This window comes from Mesorhizobium sp. M4B.F.Ca.ET.089.01.1.1 (genome assembly GCF_004022605.1).
In the GTDB taxonomy this organism is placed as follows: domain Bacteria; phylum Pseudomonadota; class Alphaproteobacteria; order Rhizobiales; family Rhizobiaceae; genus Mesorhizobium; species Mesorhizobium abyssinicae.
This window is the reverse complement of the sequence record NZ_RZOS01001385.1, coordinates 1-467: the sequence shown is the minus strand read 5'-3', so window position 1 is coordinate 467 and position 467 is coordinate 1. Positions and strand designations below refer to the sequence as shown.

The window sequence follows — 467 nt, the reverse complement described above, 5'->3', positions numbered from 1 at the left end:
GCCTTGCGGCTCTTGCGGCCGCGCGGCCGGGCGCTGGCGCGGACCGCGAGCTTGATGGCGCTCTGGAGCCCCGGCGCGTTGAATCTTCCCTTGAGCCCCCGCCATTTCGTCAGCGTCGACCAGCTGGAGAGCCGCCGGCGCACCGTCGCGGGCGCATGCGGACCGTCGCTGCGCAGCAAGCCTTGCTCCTTCAGTGCAACTGCCACGTCTTGCGGTGTCATTCAGCCTAGATCGCTAGACTGTAGGTTGCTGAATCTTAACACTTACCGCTCATCCTAGTTTCCTGGATTCACCCTGAATAAGTGGATTCTTAGCCTGATTTAGTGGACGAAGGCGAGAGGGAAGCTGAATGGGCCGCAGGCCTGACAAGCTTGCCGCAGATGATGCGGCCTGGCAACTGGCGGTGGCGCGAGAGGCGGTAATCCGTCCGTTGGCGGCGAAGCGACGGCTGTCACCCGCCGACGGCG

The 467-nt window shown here is 64.0% G+C and carries 1 pseudogene; it reads right to left on the bottom strand.

The features are described from left to right. Window positions 1-215 (bottom strand): annotated as a pseudogene (locus EN780_RS41225) (integrase); the annotation flags it as partial. Between the last annotated feature and the right edge of the window lie 252 nt (window positions 216-467).